General features: G+C 41.4%; 26 protein-coding genes. All 26 read right to left on the bottom strand.

Translation table 11 applies throughout. The annotated features are described in order from the left end of the window. Positions 1 to 2: 2 nt before the first annotated feature. Positions 3 to 647, bottom strand: coding sequence for an adenylate kinase (locus tag LI288_RS11850; RefSeq protein WP_227090602.1), 645 nt, complete (start codon positions 645 to 647; stop codon positions 3 to 5). A gap of 73 nt (positions 648 to 720) precedes the next feature. After that, a complete protein-coding gene (secY, locus tag LI288_RS11845) occupies positions 721 to 2,043 on the bottom strand; it encodes a preprotein translocase subunit SecY (RefSeq protein WP_022432681.1) in 1,323 nt (440 codons plus the stop codon). Then, positions 2,043 to 2,483 (bottom strand): 50S ribosomal protein L15, encoded by a 441-nt coding sequence (gene rplO / locus LI288_RS11840; protein WP_227090601.1) that lies wholly within the window; start codon positions 2,481 to 2,483, stop codon positions 2,043 to 2,045. The genes secY and rplO overlap by 1 nt, the downstream gene beginning before the upstream one ends. A gap of 26 nt (positions 2,484 to 2,509) precedes the next feature. Further along, on the bottom strand, positions 2,510 to 2,695 hold the full coding sequence (rpmD, locus tag LI288_RS11835; RefSeq protein WP_022432679.1) for a 50S ribosomal protein L30: 186 nt from the start codon (positions 2,693 to 2,695) through the stop codon (positions 2,510 to 2,512). A 46-nt stretch (positions 2,696 to 2,741) separates the two neighbouring features. Then, positions 2,742 to 3,251, bottom strand: coding sequence for a 30S ribosomal protein S5 (gene rpsE, locus LI288_RS11830; protein WP_022432678.1), 510 nt, complete (start codon positions 3,249 to 3,251; stop codon positions 2,742 to 2,744). Positions 3,252 to 3,269: 18 nt separating this feature from the next. Then, positions 3,270 to 3,638, bottom strand: coding sequence for a 50S ribosomal protein L18 (gene rplR, locus LI288_RS11825; RefSeq protein WP_022432677.1), 369 nt, complete (start codon positions 3,636 to 3,638; stop codon positions 3,270 to 3,272). Positions 3,639 to 3,656: 18 nt separating this feature from the next. Beyond that, on the bottom strand, positions 3,657 to 4,199 hold the full coding sequence (gene rplF / locus LI288_RS11820) for a 50S ribosomal protein L6 (RefSeq protein WP_022432676.1): 543 nt from the start codon (positions 4,197 to 4,199) through the stop codon (positions 3,657 to 3,659). Positions 4,200 to 4,229: 30 nt separating this feature from the next. Continuing rightward, positions 4,230 to 4,625: a 30S ribosomal protein S8 gene (gene rpsH / locus LI288_RS11815; RefSeq protein ID WP_022432675.1), complete on the bottom strand. Its 396-nt coding sequence runs from the start codon at positions 4,623 to 4,625 to the stop codon at positions 4,230 to 4,232. A 119-nt stretch (positions 4,626 to 4,744) separates the two neighbouring features. Beyond that, complete coding sequence (locus LI288_RS11810) at positions 4,745 to 4,930, bottom strand: type Z 30S ribosomal protein S14 (RefSeq protein WP_005613006.1); 186 nt, start codon at positions 4,928 to 4,930, stop codon at positions 4,745 to 4,747. An 18-nt stretch (positions 4,931 to 4,948) separates the two neighbouring features. Next, positions 4,949 to 5,488 (bottom strand): 50S ribosomal protein L5, encoded by a 540-nt coding sequence (gene rplE / locus LI288_RS11805; protein ID WP_022432674.1) that lies wholly within the window; start codon positions 5,486 to 5,488, stop codon positions 4,949 to 4,951. A gap of 22 nt (positions 5,489 to 5,510) precedes the next feature. After that, on the bottom strand, positions 5,511 to 5,822 hold the full coding sequence (gene rplX / locus LI288_RS11800) for a 50S ribosomal protein L24 (protein ID WP_227090540.1): 312 nt from the start codon (positions 5,820 to 5,822) through the stop codon (positions 5,511 to 5,513). An 11-nt stretch (positions 5,823 to 5,833) separates the two neighbouring features. Next, the gene (gene rplN / locus LI288_RS11795; protein ID WP_022432672.1) at positions 5,834 to 6,202 is read right to left on the bottom strand and encodes a 50S ribosomal protein L14; all 369 of its coding nucleotides are present in this window, start codon (positions 6,200 to 6,202) and stop codon (positions 5,834 to 5,836) included. A 48-nt stretch (positions 6,203 to 6,250) separates the two neighbouring features. After that, complete coding sequence (gene rpsQ, locus LI288_RS11790) at positions 6,251 to 6,508, bottom strand: 30S ribosomal protein S17 (RefSeq protein WP_022432671.1); 258 nt, start codon at positions 6,506 to 6,508, stop codon at positions 6,251 to 6,253. A 27-nt stretch (positions 6,509 to 6,535) separates the two neighbouring features. After that, on the bottom strand, positions 6,536 to 6,736 hold the full coding sequence (gene rpmC, locus LI288_RS11785; protein WP_022432670.1) for a 50S ribosomal protein L29: 201 nt from the start codon (positions 6,734 to 6,736) through the stop codon (positions 6,536 to 6,538). Beyond that, positions 6,726 to 7,163, bottom strand: a complete 438-nt coding sequence (rplP, locus tag LI288_RS11780) for a 50S ribosomal protein L16 (RefSeq protein ID WP_022432669.1) — start codon at positions 7,161 to 7,163, stop codon at positions 6,726 to 6,728. Before rplP ends, rpmC begins: the two co-directional genes overlap by 11 nt. Then, positions 7,163 to 7,822 carry a 30S ribosomal protein S3 gene (gene rpsC, locus LI288_RS11775; RefSeq protein ID WP_022432668.1) on the bottom strand — a complete coding sequence of 220 codons (660 nt, stop codon included), beginning with the start codon at positions 7,820 to 7,822 and terminating at the stop codon, positions 7,163 to 7,165. The genes rplP and rpsC overlap by 1 nt, the downstream gene beginning before the upstream one ends. 74 nt (positions 7,823 to 7,896) lie before the next feature. Beyond that, entirely contained in the window at positions 7,897 to 8,283 is a 387-nt protein-coding gene (rplV, locus tag LI288_RS11770) for a 50S ribosomal protein L22 (protein WP_022432667.1), read from the bottom strand. Between the two features lie 28 nt (positions 8,284 to 8,311). Then, the gene (gene rpsS / locus LI288_RS11765) at positions 8,312 to 8,587 is read right to left on the bottom strand and encodes a 30S ribosomal protein S19 (RefSeq protein ID WP_022432666.1); all 276 of its coding nucleotides are present in this window, start codon (positions 8,585 to 8,587) and stop codon (positions 8,312 to 8,314) included. A 37-nt stretch (positions 8,588 to 8,624) separates the two neighbouring features. Continuing rightward, positions 8,625 to 9,467, bottom strand: coding sequence for a 50S ribosomal protein L2 (gene rplB, locus LI288_RS11760; RefSeq protein ID WP_022432665.1), 843 nt, complete (start codon positions 9,465 to 9,467; stop codon positions 8,625 to 8,627). A 59-nt stretch (positions 9,468 to 9,526) separates the two neighbouring features. Further along, positions 9,527 to 9,826, bottom strand: coding sequence for a 50S ribosomal protein L23 (rplW, locus tag LI288_RS11755; protein ID WP_022432664.1), 300 nt, complete (start codon positions 9,824 to 9,826; stop codon positions 9,527 to 9,529). After that, on the bottom strand, positions 9,826 to 10,446 hold the full coding sequence (gene rplD, locus LI288_RS11750) for a 50S ribosomal protein L4 (protein WP_022432663.1): 621 nt from the start codon (positions 10,444 to 10,446) through the stop codon (positions 9,826 to 9,828). The genes rplW and rplD overlap by 1 nt, the downstream gene beginning before the upstream one ends. Before the next feature lie 28 nt (positions 10,447 to 10,474). Beyond that, the gene (gene rplC / locus LI288_RS11745) at positions 10,475 to 11,110 is read right to left on the bottom strand and encodes a 50S ribosomal protein L3 (RefSeq protein ID WP_012738572.1); all 636 of its coding nucleotides are present in this window, start codon (positions 11,108 to 11,110) and stop codon (positions 10,475 to 10,477) included. A 272-nt stretch (positions 11,111 to 11,382) separates the two neighbouring features. Beyond that, a complete protein-coding gene (gene rpsJ, locus LI288_RS11740; RefSeq protein ID WP_012738571.1) occupies positions 11,383 to 11,697 on the bottom strand; it encodes a 30S ribosomal protein S10 in 315 nt (104 codons plus the stop codon). 372 nt (positions 11,698 to 12,069) lie between these two features. After that, positions 12,070 to 12,954, bottom strand: coding sequence for a YIP1 family protein (locus tag LI288_RS11735; RefSeq protein ID WP_022432662.1), 885 nt, complete (start codon positions 12,952 to 12,954; stop codon positions 12,070 to 12,072). A gap of 119 nt (positions 12,955 to 13,073) precedes the next feature. Continuing rightward, positions 13,074 to 14,870, bottom strand: coding sequence for an ABC-F family ATP-binding cassette domain-containing protein (locus LI288_RS11730; protein ID WP_227090539.1), 1,797 nt, complete (start codon positions 14,868 to 14,870; stop codon positions 13,074 to 13,076). Next, the gene (locus LI288_RS11725; protein WP_227090538.1) at positions 14,867 to 17,056 is read right to left on the bottom strand and encodes a SulP family inorganic anion transporter; all 2,190 of its coding nucleotides are present in this window, start codon (positions 17,054 to 17,056) and stop codon (positions 14,867 to 14,869) included. The genes LI288_RS11730 and LI288_RS11725 overlap by 4 nt, the downstream gene beginning before the upstream one ends. Between the last annotated feature and the right edge of the window lie 214 nt (positions 17,057 to 17,270).

Raw genomic sequence — 17,270 nt, 5'->3', positions numbered from 1 at the left:
CACTACTTTCCTAATATCGTTACGATATCATTAAATACATCTTCCATATCCTTTGTTCCGTCTACTTCTGCTAAAACGTTCTTCTTTGCATAGTAGTCGATCAACGGCTGTGTCTGTTCATGATATACAGAAAGTCTGTTCTTTACGGTTTCCGGCTTATCATCATCTCTTAAAATCAGCTTTTCGCCGCAGGCATCGCAGATACCTTCTACCTTTGTCGGATTGTACTTGATGTGGTAAGTTGCTCCGCAGCCTACACATGCACGTCTGCCTGACATTCTGTTGATGATGTTTTCGTCCGGAACTTCAACATTAATTGCGAAATCCACTTTTTCACCATTTGCGGCAAGGGCTTTGTCGAGTGCTTCTGCCTGTGGAATTGTACGTGGGAATCCATCTAATACATAACCGTTTGCACAGTCTGCTTCTTTGAATCTGTCCATAATTAAATCAACAACCAGTTCGTCCGGTACCAGCTCACCCTTATCCATATAAGTCTTTGCCTTCTGTCCGAGTTCTGTGTTGTTCTTAATATTTGCTCTGAAAATATCTCCTGTAGAAATATGCGGAATTGTATATTTCTCAGCAATCTTCTTAGCCTGTGTACCTTTACCGGCACCAGGAGCACCTAACATAATGATTTTCATTTTTTTCATACCCTTCCTTATATAGACAAACGACTCGCCCAGCGAATACACCAGGCAAGTCATATCGTTTTAATTATTCGCTTAAAAATCCTTTGTAATAACGATTACACATCTGTGCTTCAATCTGCTTTAAAGTTTCAAGAACAACACCAACAATAATGATGATAGATGTTCCGCCAAACGATACGCTGGCATTAAAGAAACCGGAACACAAAATTGGAATTAATGCAATAATCATCAGACCGATTGCACCAATAAATACAATGTAATTTAAAATGTTATTCAAATATTCGCTGGTTGATTTACCCGGTGTAATACCAGGAATCACACCACCGGCTTTTTTCATGTTGTCAGCAACTTCCACCGGATTGAATGTAATAGATGTATAAAAATATGCAAATACAACAATTAATACAACATATAACAGTAATCCTAATGAATATTTCGGTGCTGCAACTCTGCACCAGTAAGATGAGCTTAAGTACTTCGCCCACTCATGTGTTGTGCTTGAGAAAAGCTGCGCTATAATAACAGGGAACTGCATCAGGGATGATGCAAAAATAATCGGCATAACGCCTGCTGTATTCACTTTCAGCGGAATATGGGTAGACTGTCCGCCCATTGATCTTCTGCCTGTAATCTTCTGTGAATACTGTACAGGGATTCGTCTTTCGCCGTCCTGTAAAAAGCAAACTAAAACTACTACAGCAAGTAAAATTGCCAAGATAATTGCAGCGGCAAGAACACCTCTTGCAATTGTCTTAGATGCTACAAATGTATTGTAAAGTGTTGCAAAGTCACTTGGCATACCTGAAATGATATTAATCAAAAGTACGATTGAAATACCATTACCAACACCATTTTCAGTAATGCTTTCACCAATCCACATCAGTAAAGCAGAACCAGCCGTAAGTACTGCGATAACTACAATAATAGATGTCACATAATGCAATGTACTCATGTCTTTATAGTCTTTGATGAGTCCCTGTCTGCCGAATCCGATAGCCATGGCAATACTTTCAACTAAAGCAAGACCGAGTGTGACATATCTTGTAATGGAAGCAATTTTCTTCCTGCCGTCCTCTCCCTCTTTCTGCATTTCTTCCAGCTTTGGAATCGCAATTGTAAGAAGCTGCATAATAATGGAAGAAGTAATGTATGGTGTTATGCTCAATGCGAACAGGGACATTTTTTCAAATGAACCACCTGTAAACGCATTAAGATAACTCATGTCGCCGCTAGTAATATCGCTCAAAAGCGTACTAAAATATTCCGTATCAACACCAGGAATAGGAAGCAAGCTTCCTATTCTTACTACAACAAGCATCATTAATGTATAAAGCAATTTTTTTCGAATGTCTTTATTCTTGAATGCGTTGACCAGTGTTTTTAACATTAGATCACCTCGCAGGTTCCGCCGAGCGCCTCAATCTTTTCCTTTGCTGAAGCACTGAAAGCGTTAGCCTTTACGTTGAGCTTCTTTGTGAGTTCGCCGTTACCAAGAATCTTTACGCCATCCTTAGGATTCTTAACGATTCCTGATTCGATTAATGTATCAACTGTTACGTCAGCACCATTATCAAACTTTTCTAATGCACTGATGTTGATTGCTACGATTTCCAGACGGTTTCTGTTCTTGAAACCTCTCTTAGGAATTCTTCTGTATAATGGCATCTGGCCACCTTCGAAGCCTAATCTTGGAGCTCCTGAACGAGCCTTCTGACCCTTATGTCCCTTACCGGCTGTCTTACCGTTTCCTGAACCGTGTCCACGACCTCTTCTGAAATTATCGCTCTTTACTGAACCTTCTGCAGGTCTTAAATTAGATAAATCCATCATTGCACCTCCTTATTCAAATTTTATTAGATTTCTTCTACCTTTAACATATAACCAATCTGCTGAATCTGTCCTCTTGTTGAAGCGTTGTCTGGAAGTTCAACTGTCTTATGCATCTTGTTGAGTCCCATAGCTTCAACGGTTCTTCTATGCTTCGGAATCGCACTGATTGGTGACTTTACTAAAGTTATTCTTAACTTCTTATCAGCCATTTTCAACCTCCGTCTGCCGCGTCAAACCCGCAGCGCTATCAATCAATTAACCTAAAATTTCTTCTACAGATTTACCACGAAGTCTTGCTACTTCTTCCGGTGTCTTCATTGCCTGAAGGCCGGCGATTGTTGCAAGAACAACGTTCTGCTTATTGTTAGAGCCGAGTGACTTTGTACGGATATTCTTGATACCTACAAGTTCAAGAACTGAACGAGCAGGACCACCAGCGATAATACCAGTACCTTCTGGAGCTCTCTTTAATAATACAGTAGCGCCTCCGAATTTACCGATGAAATCATGTGGAACTGAACCGTTCTCATCGATTGGAACCTCTACTAAATGCTTAATGGCATCTTCTTTTCCCTTGCGGATAGCTTCAGGAATTTCAGCTGCCTTACCAACACCTGCGCCAACGTGTCCGTTGCCATCTCCGACAACTACGAGTGCTGCAAAACGGAAGTTACGACCACCCTTTACAACCTTTGTTACACGCTTGATTGATACTACATTATCATTTAATTCTAACTGACTAGCATCAATTATTGTACGTTTCATACTGTATCTCCCTTCTGCCTAGAATTCAAGGCCAGCTTCTCTAGCTGCCTCTGCCAATGCTTTTACTTTTCCTTCATATACAAAACCGCCTCTATCATAGACAACAGTTGTGATACCTTTTTCTAACGCTCTCTTAGCAACAACTGTACCAACTACTGCAGCTGCATCAACGTTATTTGTCTTTTCACATTCAGCCTTAACTTCCTTATCAAGTGTAGATGCTGAAACAAGTGTCTTTCCAACTGTATCGTCAATAATCTGAGCGTACATATGATTATTGCTTCTAAACACAGCTAAACGTGGTCTTGCTGCAGTACCACTGAAACGATTACGTAATCTTCTATGTTTATTTTCACGAACTACTGCTCTTGACTTCTTACTAACCATTTTTGTTCACTCCTTTAATTATTTCTTACCAGTCTTACCGACTTTACGTCTGATAACTTCATCAGCATACTTAATACCCTTGCCCTTGTAAGGTTCCGGAGCTCTCTTTGCTCTGATTTCAGCAGCATACTGGCCAACTTTTTCTTTATCAATACCCTTAACAACGATGATGTTCTGACCATCGAGAACTGTTTCAAGTCCTTCCGGATCTTCCATTTCAACCGGATGAGAGTAACCTAAAGATAATACTAACTTCTTACCCTGCTTCTGAGCTCTGTAACCTACACCGTTAACTTCGAGCTTCTTTTCGTAACCTTCTGTTACACCGATTACCATGTTGTTAATTAATGTTCTTGTTAATCCATGTAATGACTTCATTTTCTTTAAGTCATTCGGTCTTGAAACAACGATTTCAGAACCTTCCATTTTAATGTCCATTTCTGAAGGTAAAACTCTTTCAAGAGTTCCCTTAGGACCTTTTACAGTCACTTTATTATTTTCTGCAATCTCAACAGTAACGCCTGCCGGGATAGCGATAGGCATTTTTCCTATACGTGACATGCCGTGCACCTCCTAAATTTTATGAATAAACTACCAAACGAAAGCGAGTACTTCGCCACCAACATTAAGCTTTCTAGCTTCCTTGTCAGTAACTACACCCTGGTTTGTTGAAATAATAGCAATACCGAGTCCACCGAGAACCTTTGGCAGTTCGTCCTTGCTTGCGTAAACACGAAGACCTGGCTTAGAAATTCTCTTCAGTCCGGAAATAATCTTTTCGTTCTTATCCTTACCATACTTTAATGTGATATGGATATCCTTGAAGTTACCGTTATCAACGAGTTCGTAAGCCTTGATATAACCTTCGTCTAAGAGAATCTTAGCGATGGAAAGCTTCATCTTTGATGATGGTACATCAACTGTATCATGCTTTGCTGTGTTAGCATTACGGATTCTTGTAAGCATATCTGCGATTGGATCTGTCATTTTTTTATATCCTCCTTAAAATTCACCGGTTTCCTGCTTTGCAGGACTACGTTAAATGGTTTGCATTAAAGGAACACGGCATACGCCGTATCTCTCTTTAATGCTGTACGATTTTCATCTTACCAAGATGCTTTCTTCACACCTGGAATCTGACCTTTGTATGCTAATTCACGGAAGCAAATTCTGCAGATTCCGTATTTTCTTAAATAAGCATGTGGACGTCCACAGATTCTACAACGAGAATACTCTCTTGTAGAGAACTTAGGTGCTCTCTGCTGCTTAATCTTCATTGAAGTCTTAGCCATTGAATTTCCCTCCTATTATTATTTCTTGAATGGCATGTTGAACATTCTCAACAATTCACGAGCTTCTTCATCAGTCTTAGCGGTTGTTGTAATGATTACATCCATACCTCTGACCTTGTCAATCTTATCATATTCGATTTCCGGGAAGATAATCTGCTCTTTGATACCTAATGCATAGTTTCCTCTGCCGTCGAATGAATCAGCGCTTACGCCTCTGAAGTCACGTACACGAGGTAATGCAAGGTTTACAAGTCTGTCTAAGAATTCATACATCTTCTCACCACGAAGTGTAACCTTACAACCGATTGCCTGACCTTCTCTTAACTTGAAGTTAGCAATTGAATTCTTTGCTCTTGTAAGAACTGCTTTCTGACCTGAAATTGTTTCCATTTCCTTAACTGCAGCATCGAGAAGCTTTGAATTTTCCTTTGCTTCACCAACGCCCATGTTGATTACAATCTTGTCGATCTTCGGAACCATCATCGGATTCTTGTAACCGAACTTTTCTGTCATCTTCTTTGTAATTTCGTTATCGTATAACTCTCTAAGTCTACTCAAAATTTATTGCCTCCTTCCTGTATTAATCAATAACTTCGCCAGTTGCCTTTGCAACACGAACTTTCTTTCCGTCCTTAAATTCGTAGCCAATCTTTGTTGTCTTGCCTTTTACGACATACATGATATTAGAAATATCGATTGGCGCTTCCTGGTGGAGAATTCCACCCTGCTGATTAGCTGCGCTTGGCTTCGCATGCTTTGTTACCATGTTTACGCCCTCAACTAATGCTGTATGGTTCTTTGCATTGATAGACATTACTTTGCCTTCTTTGCCTTTGTCTTTTCCTGCGATAACCTTAACAGTATCGCCCTTCTTAATTCTTACAGCTGACATTGTGGCACCTCCTATAATACTTCCGGAGCCAGAGATACAATCTTCATGAAGTGTGCATCTCTTAACTCTCTTGCTACTGGTCCAAAGATACGAGTTCCTCTAGGAGTCTTGTCATCTTTAATAATTACTGCAGCATTTTCATCAAATCTAATATATGAACCGTCTTTACGGCGTGCGCCCTTTACAGTACGTACGACTACGGCCTTAACAACATCGCCCTTTTTAACAACGCCGCCTGGTGTTGCTTCTTTAACAGTAGCGACAATAACATCACCGATATTTGCATATCTTCTTGTTGAGCCACCCATAACTCTGATGCAAAGAATTTCTTTAGCACCTGTGTTATCAGCAACCTTAAGTCTGGTTTCCTGTTGTACCATAATACTACCCCTTTCAGTAATATCAATTTTAATTCTAACTTATTAAAATTATTTAGCTCTGCTGATAATTTCAACTAATCTCCATCTCTTATCCTTAGATAAAGGTCTGGTTTCCATTACCTTAACAACATCACCGATTAAACATTCATTGTTTTCATCGTGAGCTTTTAACTTGTATGTTCTCTTAACGATTTTATTGTAAAGTGGATGCTTTACGTTGTCTTCTACTGCAACAACGATTGTCTTATCCATCTTGTTGCTTACAACTCTGCCTGTTCGAGTCTTTCTTAAATTTCTCTCTTCCACAGCCAATTCTCCTTTCTTAGGAATAAATTATGCATTCTTCTGAGCAATTACAGTCTGGATTCTAGCAATATTCTTTCTTACTTCTTTGATTCTGCTTGTATTTTCCAACTGATTTGTTGCGTTCTGAAATCTTAAATTGAAAAGTTCCTTTTTAGCAGCTACTAATTCTTCGTTTAATTCTGCAGCTGATTTTGCCTTTAAATCTTCTACATATTTATTAATTTTCACTGTTATCACCGCCTTCTAAGTCTGCACGTGAAACTACCTTACACTTGCAAGGGAGTTTGTGTGTTGCAAGACGTAACGCTTCTCTTGCAGTTTCTTCAGGGACACCTGAAATTTCAAACATTACACGTCCAGGTTTAACTACTGCTACCCAGCACTCCAAGTTACCTTTACCTTTACCCATTCGAACACCGATAGGCTTACCTGTTACCGGCTTATCTGGGAAAATTTTAATAAATACTTTACCGCCACGCTTGATATAACGTGTCATAGCAATACGGGCTGCTTCTATCTGATTTGACTTAATCCAGCATGGTTCTGTTGCAACGATACCATATTCACCATTTGTAATCTTGTTGCCTCTTGTAGCCTTACCAGCCATTGAACCACGGAACTGTCTACGATGTTTCACTCTCTTAGGTAGTAACATTACTTATCGCTCCCTTCCTTGTTTGTCTTTGTTGGAAGTACCTCACCTTCATAGATCCATACCTTAACACCAACTTTACCATAAGTTGTGTTAGCTTCTGCAAAACCATAATCGATATCTGCACGGAGTGTCTGAAGAGGAATTGTACCTTCGCTATAGAACTCTGTACGAGCCATATCAGCACCGCCAAGACGACCTGAACAAGATGTCTTAATACCCTTAGCACCCTGCTTCATTGTTCTGCCCATGCAGGACTTCATAGCTCTTCTGAAAGAGATACGGTTTTCCAGCTGCTGTGCAATATTTTCTGCAACAAGCTGTGCGTCTTTATCCGGTCTTTTTACTTCCTTGATGTCGATGCTTAATCTCTTAGCAGATGTAAGCTTTTCAACCTGCTTCTTAAGTGCTTCGATTTCAGCACCACCCTTACCGATAACAACACCCGGTTTAGCTGTGTGGATGATAATCTTAACTCTGTCTGAAGCTCTCTCTATTTCAATTTTTGAAATTCCTGCTGCATATAACTTGTTCTTGAGGAATTTTCTGATGTTATAATCTTCTACAAGGTTATCTGCGAAGTTGTCTTCTGCATACCATTTTGAGTCCCAGTCTTTGATAACGCCGACTCTCAAACCATGAGGATTAACTTTCTGTCCCATGTAAATCTCCTTTCTGTTTTACCCGAGGGTGTATGTTATGCGGCAAAGCACATAACACACATTGATACCTCGAATTATCTCTCATTCAGAATTACTGTGATATGGCTCATTCTCTTTTCGATTCTGTAAGCTCTACCCTGTGCTCTTGGGTGGATTCTCTTCATTGTAGGTCCTTTGTTTGCATAGCACTCTTCAATGTATAACTTACTTGGGTCCATACCATTATTGTTTTCAGCATTTGCTGCTGCTGATTTGATTAACTTCTCTAATAATGATGAAGCATATCTTGGATTGTACATTACGATAGCGAGTGCTTCTTCAACGCTCTTTCCTCTGATCGCATCTAATACAAAACACGCTTTCTGAACTGATACTCTAGCGTAAGATAACTTTGCGCTTGGTCTTGTATCCTTAACAGCATTTCTCTCTCTCTTTATCTGGGATCTATGTCCTTTTGCCATGGATTAAAACCTCCTTTCAAATATTGAATTATCTACTCTTCTTCTCGTCTTTGCCATGTCCTCTGTATGTTCTTGTTGCAACGAACTCACCGAGCTTATGGCCTACCATGTCCTCTGTAACATATACAGGCACATGCTTTCTTCCGTCATGAACTGCGATTGTATGTCCAACAAATGATGGGAAAATTGTTGAACGGCGTGACCATGTCTTAATAACCTGCTTATCGTTAGAAGCGTTCATCGCATCTACCTTTTTAAGTAAGCTTTCATCAGCGAATGGTCCTTTTTTAAGTGAACGAGCCATAGGTTCAAACCTCCTTAATAATCTTGTTAAAATTCAATTACTTAATTGCCTTACCGTCTCTTCTTCTTATGATAAGCTTGTTAGACTGTTTCTTCTTCTTACGAGTCTTAAGTCCCATAGCAGGCTTACCCCAAGGAGTCATCGGGCTTGGACGACCAACCGGTGCACGACCTTCACCACCACCGTGTGGATGGTCATTCGGGTTCATGACAGAACCACGAACTGTAGGTCTGATACCCATATGTCTCTTACGTCCGGCTTTACCAAGATTGATGAGGTTGTGGTCACCGTTACCTACAACACCGATTGTTGCGCGGCATACGATAGGAACCATTCTCATTTCGCCAGAAGGAAGTCTTAATGTTGCATACTTTCCTTCCTTAGCCATTAACTGAGCTGAGTTTCCGGCAGAACGAACCATCTGTCCGCCCTTACCAGGGTATAATTCAATATTGTGAACCTGAGTACCAACAGGAATAGCTGAAAGCGGTAAGCAGTTACCAACTCTGATTTCAGCTTCAGCACCGTTCATAACTGTCATGCCGTCTGTTAATCCCTGTGGTGCAAGGATATATGCTTTTTCACCATCTGCGTAGCAGATTAATGCGATATTTGCTGTTCTGTTCGGATCGTATTCGATACCGATAACCTTTGCAGGAACGCCTTCCTTATTTCTCTTGAAGTCGATAAGTCTGTACTTCTGTCTATTTCCACCACCGTGGTGTCTTACTGTGATCTTACCCTGATTGTTACGACCAGCAGTCTTCTTCTTAGAAGCAAGTAATGACTTCTCAGGAGTTGACTTTGTAATTTCAGAGAAATCTGAGCCAGTCATATTTCTTCTGGAAGGTGTATATGGGTTATATGATTTAATTCCCATTATATTCTCTCCTTTCGAGTGTGTAATATTGTTTTCTACACGTTTAACGCTGCTTTATTTTAGAGACCTTCAAAAATCTCAATATCTTTGCTGTCTTCTGTTAACCATACAATGGCCTTCTTAGTCTTCGCAGTAGTACCTACTGTTCTGCCTCTTCTCTTTTTCTTGCCAATGCTGTTCATTGTGTTAACTCTAGCAACCTTTGTTCCTTCAAACATCTTTTCAACAGCCTCTTTAACCATAGACTTGTTAGCTTCCGGATGTACAAGGAATGTATATTTCTTTTCAGCCATATCTGCCATTGACTTTTCTGTAATAACCGGCTTGAGGATTACATCAAAATACTGTACGTTTGCCATTATGCATATACCTCCTCGAGTTTTTCTACAGCAGCCTTTGTTACAACTAATGTTTCATACTTCAATACATCGTATGTGTTGATTTCGTTTGTAGCTGTAACCTTTACTGTCGGAATGTTTCTTCCTGAAAGAACAACATTCTTATTTTCACCTTCAAGAACAACTAAAGCCTTAGATGCCTTTAAGTTATTCATAACTTCAACAAATTTCTTTGTCTTGATTTCATCAAGCTTGAACTCATCCAGAACGATAATCTGGCTTTCAGCAACCTTTGATGATAATGCTGAGCAGAGAGCTGCTCTCTTTTCCTTCTTATTCATCTTGAATGAATAATCTCTTGGCTTTGGTGCGAATACGACGCCGCCGCCTGTCCACTGTGGAGATCTTGTAGAACCCTGTCTTGCATGACCAGTTCCCTTCTGTCTCCAAGGTTTTCTTCCGCCACCAGAAACTTCTGAACGTGTCTTTGCGCTCTGTGTTCCCTGACGATTATTTGCAAGCTGGTTAACTACTGCCATGTGTACAAGATGTTCATTTACTTCAACACCAAATACTGCATCGTTTAATTCGATTGAGCCAACTTCCTTGCCTTCAATATTGTAAACAGATACGTTTGCCATCTGTGTGGTCCTCCTTCCTTAGCAAAAACTACTTTGCAGCCTTTACTGTTTCTTTCAGTGTTACTAATGATTTCTTAGGTCCAGGTACTGCACCCTTAACTAAGATTACGTTGTTTTCAACATCAACTCTTACTACTTCAAGATTCTGGATTGTGATTCTCTTAGAACCCATATGTCCAGGCATTCCTTTTCCCTTGAATACTCTACCAGGTGTTGTTGCTGATCCGTTTGAACCCTGATGTCTGTGGAACTTAGAACCATGAGCCATAGGTCCTCTTGACTGGCCTAATCTCTTGATTGCGCCCTGGAAACCTTTACCCTTTGAAATAGCAGTTGCATCTACCTTATCGCCTGCTGCGAAGATATCAGCTTTGATTTCATCCTTTACTGAGTATTCTGAAGCATTTTCAAACTTGAACTCTCTTAAGAATCTCTTGTAAGGAACCTCTGCCTTATCAAAATGTCCTTTAACAGGCTTGTTTACTAACTTTTCTCTAATGTCAGCAAAACCAACCTGAACTGCATCGTAACCGTCGTTTTCTACTGTCTTTACTTGTGTTACAACACAAGGACCAGCCTGAAGAACAGTTACAGGTGTTAAAACACCGTCTTCGTTGAAGATTTGAGTCATTCCGACTTTTGTAGCTAAAATTGCCTTCTTCATTGATTTTCCTCCTGTTTAATCTACAGCGGACAAGATGAATATGCTCGTTCCGAGCATATTCATCTGAAAGAAATTCTTTGAATTTCTTCCGGCTTCTATGCCCGATTTATAACGCACGCACAGCGCATCCTGTCATCCTAGAACAGCCAATATAAGTGGAACCCGCACCACTGTGCTGCATGTTGTATTCCTTAAATGAATACGTTGCATAAGTTGCTTCTATATTAAACCCTTAGGATTATTGCTCTAATAATGAAAAATGTCTGTAATGATTAGTTCATTACCTTTAAGTTGATAAACACACCAGCCGGCATCTCTAACTTAGATAAAGCATCTACAGTCTTCTGAGATGGAGATAATACATCAATCAGTCTCTTGTGTGTTCTCTGCTCGAACTGTTCTCTTGAATCCTTGTACTTGTGAACAGCTCTAAGAATTGTAACAACTTCCTTCTTTGTTGGAAGAGGTACCGGACCACTTACCTGTGCTCCTGTTTTCTTAGCAGTTTCAATGATTTTCTTTGCTGACTGATCGATTAACTGATGATCATAAGCCTTCAGTGTAATTCTAATTACCTGATTTGCCATAAAAAAAGTCGCCTCCTTCGCACTTTCTAGATTTAAGTACGACAAGCGGTGACTGTACACACTCCCACGCGTATCACAGTATCTCTTAGGACATTGTGAACCTACGGGTCATCTTATTCATTTACAGATGATATTGTACAGTGACTTGTCGCCAGAATTATTTGACATTCGCTCCACGGAAAACCTGCGATTGTATCGCAGCAACCTCACGCTTCACAGCTATCAATGTCACAGCAATTGCTAGTATACACGACTATACTAATAAAATCAACAGGATAATTGTTTTTTTTTAAGAACAATCACCCTGTTGTCATTTTTTCAAATTTCTACCTATTATATATAGAAGAAATCCGTTTTATATTTCTTTCCGGATTAGTAAAACATACTCATCAGGCTGCTCAGGCTTGATAAGCTTTTAATACCTGACGGTACATACAGTCCCACAGCTTTGCTCATGATAACGACTGCCACAACCGCAAATACGATTACGCTTACTGCAATCATATAAGAAAGCTTATTTTCTTCACAGATTCCTGTCATTGCAGCATATACAAAGCAGATTGCCAAAATATTGCCAAGATAGAATACTGCAAATGCTATGCCCGGATTAACAAATAACAGAACACAGCCTGCAAGCATAAACGGAATCACTGCAGCACTTCTTACACTTGTAATTGCAAGCGCCTTTTTGTAATCAATATCTGCCTTTACAATCTTGCCTGCTGCAAAGAAAATCAATGCAAACACTGCTGATAAAACAACTGAAAAAATCAATGTAACAAAAAATCCCTTTGCATTGGATACCTGATACTTATTCGATGAAAAATATGAAGTAATCCCTGAAAAAGCTGCATTGATTCTGGTGGTGCAGATTAATCCGAACAAGCCGGCAATGACTGCCTGTAACACAATCAGAATCAGTGACACTGTCATATCAGACTCTGCCACATAAGCACGGCCTTCCTGTGCCGGTGACTTAAAGATGCCAAGCAGGTTCTTCCATGCATTTCCTGCCGCTTCCATACCCTGCTGCATATACTCGTTTGCCTTCTGCTGCATCTGTGCCGTATTAAACTGCGTCCCCTGTGCACCCGCTGCATCTGCCTGACCGGCATTAACCTGACCACTCATCTGATCCGTTGCTGCCTGTGCTGCACCGGATGTCTGCTGTGCCTGTGCTGCGGCTGCCTGCTGGCTGCCTGCGCATCCACATACTTCTCCGTCCTGAAGCTCTTTCCCACAAAATTTACAAAACATTTCTTTCCCTCCGTAGTTTATTTTTTCGTTATAATTTTTTTATAAATTATACATATTTGAGTCTATCATATGGAGGTATTTTTGTCAAAATTTGTCTGATGGTATTTTACTGCATCATTTTATTTTTGTTTCTGCTGTTCAATCTGCTCCGCCAGTTCATTTAATTCCACCCAGCGGTTCATCTTAAACTCCAGCTGTTCTTCCAGTTCACTCTTTTCCTGTGTCAGCTCCGTTAAACGGCTGTACTGTGTTGCAGCCATTTCTATTTCGCTATCCAGCTTAGCAATTTTTTGTTCCAGCGCGGCGATTTCTTCATCGATCACTTCGTATTCTTTTTGTTCCTTATAAGAAAAGCGGAGTTTTTTTTCGCGGTCCTTATTGTATTCTTTTTTACCCTTCGGCTTTTCCGCAATCTTAGCCTGTTTTGCCTGCATACCTCCGGACTTTTCGTAATAGTCGCTAAATCCGCCTTCGTACTGGTGCAGGGTACCATTTTCCTCAAATGCGAAAATACGATCCACAATTCTGTCGAGAAAATAACGGTCATGCGATACGGTAATGACAATGCCTGCAAAGCCGTCTAAGTAGTCTTCGAGTATTTCCAGCGTTTCAATATCCAGATCGTTGGTCGGTTCATCTAATATCAGTACATTCGGCGCACTCATTAAGACACTGAGAAGATAGAGTCTTCTCTTTTCACCACCGGATAACTTTTCTATCGGTGTCCACTGCATTTTCGGCGTAAATAAAAAACGCTCGCACATCTGGGACGCTGTCGCCTTGCCGGTTGCCGTTGTCACATATTCGCCGATGCTTCTTACATATTCAAGCACCGTCATTTTTTCGTCCAGCGGTTCATTCTCCTGCATGAAATACCCGATTTTTACCGTTTCACCGATTGAAACCGTGCCGGAGTCCGGCTGAATCTGTCCTGTGATAATCTTCATCAGTGTCGATTTTCCACAGCCGTTTCTACCTATGATACCGATACGGTCATCTCTTAAAAATATGTATGAAAAATCACAGATATACGTAATGCCGTCATAGGCTTTTGTGATATTTTCCAGTTCAATCGTCTTTTTACCGAGGCGCGATGTGACCGAGTTCATCTCCATTGCCTGTTTTTCAAAGCTGGCACGTGCCTGTCTGGACGCTTCCTTCATATCCTCATAACGGTCAATTCTTGCCTGCTGTTTGGTGGAACGCGCCTGACAGCCCCTGCGGATCCATTCCAGCTCACGACGCAGAATATTCTGCCGCTTTTCTTCGGTCGCCATTTCCATCTGCTCACGCTGGGTCTTTAACTCCAGAAAACCCGAATAATTCGTATCGTAGCTGTATAAATGCGTGCGGTCAAGTTCCACAATCCGGTTGGTAACATTGTCAAGAAAATAACGGTCATGCGTTACCATAAGCAGCTCGCCCTTAAACTGACGGATATAATCTTCCAGCCAGATAACCATTTCATTATCCAAATGGTTGGTCGGCTCGTCTAATATCAGTACCTCCGCCGGTTCTACAAGTGTCTTTGCCAGCGCAACTCTTTTTTTCTGCCCGCCGGAAAGCGTATGAATATCTTTATCAAATTCCGTAATGCCAAGCTTTGTAAGAATTGTCTTCGCTTCCGCTTCACTGCTGTGCTGTTTGCCACGCAGGACGTAGCCAAGAATCGTATCCTTTTCCGGAAACTGCGCCTTCTGCTCCAGATAAGCGACCGTTACGCCCTTGCCCTTTACAACCTGTCCGGCATCGGCTTCCTCCAGGCCCGCAATAATTTTTAAAAATGTAGATTTTCCCGTGCCGTTGACACCGATAACACCGATTTTGTCGCCTTTGTTGACACCGAGTGTCACCTCGTCAAACAATTGTTTTTCTCCATAGGTTTTGCTTACTTTTTCTACATTTAATATATTCATGATTCTTCTCCATTCTCACCGTATAATTCCCGCAGCTTTGCCGCCAGTTCGGGATTGGTCTTGGTCAGCCTGTGGATATGCTCTTTTCTGCGTTCCAGCATATGCGCGTAGGCTTTCGGATTGCGTTCTTTAAACTGCATTGCCAGTTCGTGGCGGTGCTGCTTGAGCATACGGAGTGCTTCGGGATTGATATGCTGTAATTTTAATTCAACAATACTTCTTCGCTGTTCAATCTGCTCTTCAATCTCACTTTCATTTTCAGGGTTGTTCTGTGCCATTTCAGACAAATGCATTTCCAGACGGTCAAGCAGCTCTTCTTCGTCATACAAACCGATACGGCCCCATGATACGTGATTTTCTGCTTTTTTAAGTGCCTCTGCACTATGTTCATTTGCAGCTGTAATCTGCCGGGCAATCTCTATCGCAATCTGTTCCATTTTTTCTTCCGCATCATTCCCAAATGCCCATTCAAATTCCGCGAGCCGCTCCTGCGCCTCCACAAAGGCATATTTCATATTCAGTCCGTTTTCATTTTCCAGCGGATACGGCTTATCCACACCCGCATCACGCAGTGCAAGTGAAATGGTTCTTCTTGCAACGCCTTCCTCTACCAGACTCCCCGCTCCAAAAGCCCTTAACTGGTCGTTGACCGCACCTACATGCTCTGTCAGATAAAAGCGGATTCCCTTCGCACGCAGATTTCTGTTTAAAATAACAAGGCGGTCTGCGGCTGTGATATCAATGCTTCCGATTCCGCTCGCATCGACAATCACCTGTTTGGTATCTTCTTTTATCGCATTTTCAATATCATTCTGGAATGTGTCAATATTGGCAAAAAACAGATTGCCCGAAAAACGGTAAATTACCGTATGCTGTACCGGGTGGGCATTGCGGTTTCTTTTCAATGCATAAAAGCCCTCCTGTCCCGGAATCATGCCAAGAAATCCTTTCGGTGGCACTACTGCGCGGATAATTACTGCAATAAACGATAAAATCACGCCAATAATAACACCGTAAATCGTTCCAAAAATCAGAACACCAAAAAACGCTGCCATAAATATTAAGAATTCCTGCTTATTCGTCTTCCAAAGCTTCTTTGCAAGTCCGAATTCCAGAATGCCAATCAGCGCACAGATAACAATACCGGTCAGCACCGGAACCGGAAGATACTGTAACAGCCCTGTGCCAAACAGCAGTACCAGTACCATTGTAAATGCTGCCGATAAAGACATCACCTGCGAGCGTGCGCCAAACTGGTCGCCGATGCCGGTTCTTGACACACTGCCGTTAATCGGGCAGCATCCCACCAGCGCTCCGGCAAAATTGCCCGCCGCATAGGCAAGCACCTCGCGATTGTTGTTGATTTTATAATTGTATTTTAACGCATAATTACTGCTGGCAAGTAATGTCTGTGCCACAATAACAAGTGCCACGGTAAAAGACAGCAAAAGAATATCCCCTGTATTTTCACCCAGCACACTGACATCGGGAAATGCCAGTTTTGGAAGTCCCGCCGATACCTGCGGCAGAAGCTTCACCCCATACCGGTCAATATGGAAAACGGCAGTCAGTGCAGCTCCCACTGCCATTAATACCACCGACATTGGAAACTTCGGGACATATTTTTTTGCTGTTAAAATAATCACAATCGTACCAATGCCAAGCACCGCCGATAACAGGTTAAAATATTGCAGCTGGTTTAAGATATGGGCAATCAGGACAAAAAGTTCTCCCGTGCCTGCCGAACCGCCAAACAGCTTTGCCACCTGCATTAAAATAATCGTACAGCCGATACCGGAAATAAATCCGCCCATAACCGGCGTTGAGATGTAACTCACCAGCTTGCCTGCGCGCACGATGTAAAACAGCAGAAGCCACCCGGCAGTCACCAGCGTAATGACCGGCACCAGCCTGATTGCTTCTCCTGAGCCTGTTACAATGCCAAGTGAAGCCAGTGTCGCACCGACCAGTGCCGCCGGTGTTGCATCGACACCAAATACAAACTGCGGCGATGAAGTAATCAGACTGAATACAAGAATCGGGAGCAGTGAGCCGTATAAGCCATATACAACCGGCAGCCCGGCAACCTGCGCATATCCCATTGAAATCGGAATTGATACCAGGGCTACAATAATTCCTGATAAAATATCTTTTTTCAAGGTTTTCGTTTTGTAATTCTGAAACATTTTCCCTCCGTTCCGGGGTGTACTTTTATTCCCTTTTGTCATTTTTTCTGCAAATATGATGTTATTATACTGATTACCCCGTTATTTTGCAACTTTTCCGCATGGATTTGAGATGTTTCTACCTATTATATAGACTGATATCCGCACAACAACTCCAAATTCTGATTGCCCTAAATCAATTTGCACTACGCACTCCCAAAATTCTGCCCCATAT

It is taken from the genome of Lachnospira pectinoschiza (assembly GCF_020564355.1).
Taxonomy (GTDB): Bacteria; Bacillota; Clostridia; order Lachnospirales; family Lachnospiraceae; genus Lachnospira; species Lachnospira intestinalis.
This window is presented reverse-complemented; position numbering and strand designations above follow the sequence as displayed.

Excerpts from the sequence above, each read along its gene's own strand:
- LI288_RS11850 (WP_227090602.1), bottom strand. The coding sequence starts at position 647 with ATGAAAATCATTATGTTAGGTGCTCCTGGTGCCGGTAAAGGTACACAG.
- secY (WP_022432681.1), bottom strand. The coding sequence starts at position 2,043 with ATGTTAAAAACACTGGTCAACGCATTCAAGAATAAAGACATTCGAAAA.
- rplO (WP_227090601.1), bottom strand. The coding sequence starts at position 2,483 with ATGGATTTATCTAATTTAAGACCTGCAGAAGGTTCAGTAAAGAGCGAT.
- rpmD (WP_022432679.1), bottom strand. The coding sequence starts at position 2,695 with ATGGCTGATAAGAAGTTAAGAATAACTTTAGTAAAGTCACCAATCAGT.
- rpsE (WP_022432678.1), bottom strand. The coding sequence starts at position 3,251 with ATGAAACGTACAATAATTGATGCTAGTCAGTTAGAATTAAATGATAAT.
- rplR (WP_022432677.1), bottom strand. The coding sequence starts at position 3,638 with ATGGTTAGTAAGAAGTCAAGAGCAGTAGTTCGTGAAAATAAACATAGA.
- rplF (WP_022432676.1), bottom strand. The coding sequence starts at position 4,199 with ATGTCACGTATAGGAAAAATGCCTATCGCTATCCCGGCAGGCGTTACT.
- rpsH (WP_022432675.1), bottom strand. The coding sequence starts at position 4,625 with ATGACAGATCCAATCGCAGATATGCTTACAAGAATCCGTAATGCTAAC.
- LI288_RS11810 (WP_005613006.1), bottom strand. The coding sequence starts at position 4,930 with ATGGCTAAGACTTCAATGAAGATTAAGCAGCAGAGAGCACCTAAGTTC.
- rplX (WP_227090540.1), bottom strand. The coding sequence starts at position 5,822 with ATGTCAGCTGTAAGAATTAAGAAGGGCGATACTGTTAAGGTTATCGCA.
- rplN (WP_022432672.1), bottom strand. The coding sequence starts at position 6,202 with ATGGTACAACAGGAAACCAGACTTAAGGTTGCTGATAACACAGGTGCT.
- rplP (WP_022432669.1), bottom strand. The coding sequence starts at position 7,163 with ATGTTACTACCTAAGAGAGTGAAACATCGTAGACAGTTCCGTGGTTCA.
- rpsC (WP_022432668.1), bottom strand. The coding sequence starts at position 7,822 with ATGGGACAGAAAGTTAATCCTCATGGTTTGAGAGTCGGCGTTATCAAA.
- rplV (WP_022432667.1), bottom strand. The coding sequence starts at position 8,283 with ATGGCAAAAGGACATAGATCCCAGATAAAGAGAGAGAGAAATGCTGTT.
- rpsS (WP_022432666.1), bottom strand. The coding sequence starts at position 8,587 with ATGGCTCGTTCACTTAAAAAAGGACCATTCGCTGATGAAAGCTTACTT.
- rplB (WP_022432665.1), bottom strand. The coding sequence starts at position 9,467 with ATGGGAATTAAATCATATAACCCATATACACCTTCCAGAAGAAATATG.
- rplW (WP_022432664.1), bottom strand. The coding sequence starts at position 9,826 with ATGGCAAACGTACAGTATTTTGATGTAATCCTCAAGCCGGTTATTACA.
- rplD (WP_022432663.1), bottom strand. The coding sequence starts at position 10,446 with ATGGCAAACGTATCTGTTTACAATATTGAAGGCAAGGAAGTTGGCTCA.
- rplC (WP_012738572.1), bottom strand. The coding sequence starts at position 11,110 with ATGAAGAAGGCAATTTTAGCTACAAAAGTCGGAATGACTCAAATCTTC.
- rpsJ (WP_012738571.1), bottom strand. The coding sequence starts at position 11,697 with ATGGCAAATCAGGTAATTAGAATTACACTGAAGGCTTATGATCATCAG.
- LI288_RS11735 (WP_022432662.1), bottom strand. The coding sequence starts at position 12,954 with ATGTTTTGTAAATTTTGTGGGAAAGAGCTTCAGGACGGAGAAGTATGT.
- LI288_RS11730 (WP_227090539.1), bottom strand. The coding sequence starts at position 14,870 with ATGAATATATTAAATGTAGAAAAAGTAAGCAAAACCTATGGAGAAAAA.
- LI288_RS11725 (WP_227090538.1), bottom strand. The coding sequence starts at position 17,056 with ATGTTTCAGAATTACAAAACGAAAACCTTGAAAAAAGATATTTTATCA.